Source organism: Komagataeibacter melaceti, assembly GCF_003403295.1.
In the GTDB taxonomy this organism is placed as follows: Bacteria; Pseudomonadota; Alphaproteobacteria; order Acetobacterales; family Acetobacteraceae; genus Komagataeibacter; species Komagataeibacter melaceti.
The window spans coordinates 1-2,514 of the sequence record NZ_QUWV01000030.1; the positions used below are offsets into that span (position 1 = coordinate 1).

Here is a 2,514-nt window from a genome sequence, read left to right on the forward strand (position 1 = left end):
GTAATGGGCCGCTTGAGGCCGCCTTATGAGTAAGGATTGTGACTGGTAACTTACCGTCGTTAACGACGTCGTTATTGACGTCGTTTAGGAGGTAAGAATGGGTCAGGAAATCCTGATTGGTGTTGAACGCCGTCGGCGCTGGTCGGATGAACGCAAGCTGGAGATCCTGGCTGAAGTTGGCGTGGATGGGGCGAGTGTCTCGGATGTGGCACGTCGTCATGACCTGACCCGTCAACATCTTTACCAGTGGCGCTCTTCATTCCGTCAAAGGCTTTCTGCCCGTGATCAGGATGTGCACTTTGTTCCTGTCGCCCCGGTGGGCGGGAACAGTTCAGTATCCGGGGATCACATTGCATCGGATGCTGATGGACTGGCCATTGTGCTGCGCAATGGCCGTTGTATCAGGGTGACGGGACATCCTGCCGAAGAGCTTCTGGCCCGGGTCATCCGGATCGCGGAGACGGCATGATTGGCGTGGGCAACGGCGTGCGTGTCTATCTGGCCTGCGGGGTGACCGATATGCGCAAGGGCATATCGGGGCTGGCCGCACTTGCACAGGACAGGCTGCGTCAGGATCCGACATCGGGCGCACTCTTCGCCTTTCGTGGTCGCCGTGGGGACAGGATCAAGCTTCTGACGTGGGACGGTCAGGGGTTCTGCCTTTATTACAAGGTGCTCGAGACCGGACGTTTCCCGTGGCCCTCCCCGGCAGATGGGGTTGCCCGCCTGACAGCCGCACAGATGGCCATGCTCTGGGAAGGAATTGACTGGAGACGGCCATCGTGGTCGGCCCCTCCCTCTCGCGTCGCCTGATTTTTCGTCATCGCTGCCGCAGATTTCTTTGTTTTCTGGCAGTTTTCCGCTATTATCCAGAGATGGAGCGACACCCTGGCCCCCTGCCTGATGATCTGGAGACCCTCAAGGGCATCATCATGGCCCAGCAGGGCGAGATCGTGCGGCTGTCGGCGTCGGCCCGGGCCTATGATGCCCTTGTCCAGTCTCTCAAAATCCGGATCGCGCGTCTTCAGAAACAGAAATTCGGGGTCAGTTCAGAAAAGATCGAGCGTGAGACTGAACAGCTCGAACTGCTCCTCGAAGATGTGGAAATCGCCATCGCGGCAGCCGATCCGTCTCCCGAAAGTGAAGATCACGATAACGGCGATGCCGTGGTCTTTCCCCAAAGACGGCGCGGCAGGCCCAGGGTCTCGGACGCCACGCCACGGGAGCGCATTGTGCTCGACCCGGGTGAATCCTGTTCCGCCTGTGGCAGTCCCTTGCGCCTCGTCGGCGAAGATGTCACCGAAATCCTTGAATTCATCGCGGCAAAACTGAAAGTCGTCGAAACGGCACGGCTGAAGAAATCCTGCCGTCATTGCGAAACAATGGTGCAGCCTGAAGCGCCATCGCGTCCTGTCCCACGGGGCATGGCTGGCCCCGGGCTCCTGGCCCATATTCTGGTCTCGAAATTCGATGACCATATTCCGCTTTATCGTCAGAACGAGATCTTTGCCCGTCAGGGTGTAGACATTTCCCGTTCAACCCTGATCGACTGGTGTGGTCAGGCCGTTGCCGTTCTGCGGCCCCTGACAGATCTGATCCGCCAGGATGTCGTAAAAGCAGACCTGCTGCATGCTGATGATACACCCATCCAGGTTCTTGATCCCCGCCTGCGTCAGGCTGGCAAACCACGGGGCGTGAAGGAAGGGCGGATCTGGACTTATCTGCGCGATCCCCGCCCCTGGGGTGGCAGCGATCCGCCCGCCGTGGCCTACTGGTTCTCTCCCGATCGCAAGGGGATCAATCCCCAGACCCATCTGGCGACCTTCTCGGGTATTCTCCAGGCTGACGCCTACGCCGGGTTCAGGGAGATGTATAAACCCGATGCAACGGGAGCCGTGCGTGTGCGCGAAGCGGCCTGCTGGGCCCACCTGCGTCGGGCATTCCACGACGTCTGGAAAGGCAATGGCTCGACAATCGCAAGGGAAGCCCTTGAACAGATTGGAGCGCTCTACGATATCGAGCGCCAGATCACCGGGCACCCGGCCTCGTATCGTCTGGCGATCCGGCAGGAAAAAAGCCGTCCTCGCGTCGCGGCCTTCCATGTCTGGTGCGAAGCACAGCTCACCCGCATCCCTGGAAAAGGGGAACTGGCAAAAGCGATCCGCTATGCGCTTAACCGGTGGGCCGCCTTTACCCTGTTTGTGGAAGATGGTCGTGTCGCCATTGACAATAATCCTGCCGAACGGGCCATACGACCGGTATGCGTCGGGCGGAAAAACTATCTGTTTGCCGGTTCAGACGCCGGCGGGAATAACATCGCTGATGCCATGACGCTTATCGAAAGCGCAAAACTCTCAGGCCTCAACCCGCATGATTACCTCGCCGACGTCCTGGCCCGTATCAACGAGCACAAGATCAACCGGCTCCACGAACTGTTGCCATGGAACTGGCACCCCATGACTGATCTTCACAAAAAGGCCGCATGATCAACGGCGGCCTTAAGCGGCCGGTTAC

At 59.1% G+C, this 2,514-nt stretch carries 3 protein-coding genes; all 3 read left to right on the top strand.

The genetic code is table 11. From position 1 onward, the window contains the following. The first annotated feature begins 97 nt into the window (after window positions 1–97). The 3 genes from tnpA to tnpC all read left to right on the top strand — a co-directional run bounded on the left by tnpA (window position 98) and on the right by tnpC (window position 2,486). The gene (tnpA, locus tag DY926_RS03955) at window positions 98–469 is read left to right on the top strand and encodes an IS66-like element accessory protein TnpA (RefSeq protein WP_116702185.1); all 372 of its coding nucleotides are present in this window, start codon (window positions 98–100) and stop codon (window positions 467–469) included. Then, window positions 466–813 carry an IS66 family insertion sequence element accessory protein TnpB gene (gene tnpB / locus DY926_RS03960; RefSeq protein ID WP_019092134.1) on the top strand — a complete coding sequence of 116 codons (348 nt, stop codon included), beginning with the start codon at window positions 466–468 and terminating at the stop codon, window positions 811–813. Before tnpA ends, tnpB begins: the two co-directional genes overlap by 4 nt. 62 nt (window positions 814–875) lie before the next feature. Then, the gene (tnpC, locus tag DY926_RS03965) at window positions 876–2,486 is read left to right on the top strand and encodes an IS66 family transposase (protein ID WP_116702186.1); all 1,611 of its coding nucleotides are present in this window, start codon (window positions 876–878) and stop codon (window positions 2,484–2,486) included. The last annotated feature ends 28 nt before the right edge of the window (window positions 2,487–2,514 follow it).

What these genes read in the sequence shown, in the direction of transcription:
- tnpC (WP_116702186.1), top strand. Translation starts at nt 876, where the DNA reads ATGGAGCGACACCCTGGCCCCCTGCCTGATGATCTGGAGACCCTCAAG.
- tnpA (WP_116702185.1), top strand. Translation starts at nt 98, where the DNA reads ATGGGTCAGGAAATCCTGATTGGTGTTGAACGCCGTCGGCGCTGGTCG.
- tnpB (WP_019092134.1), top strand. Translation starts at nt 466, where the DNA reads ATGATTGGCGTGGGCAACGGCGTGCGTGTCTATCTGGCCTGCGGGGTG.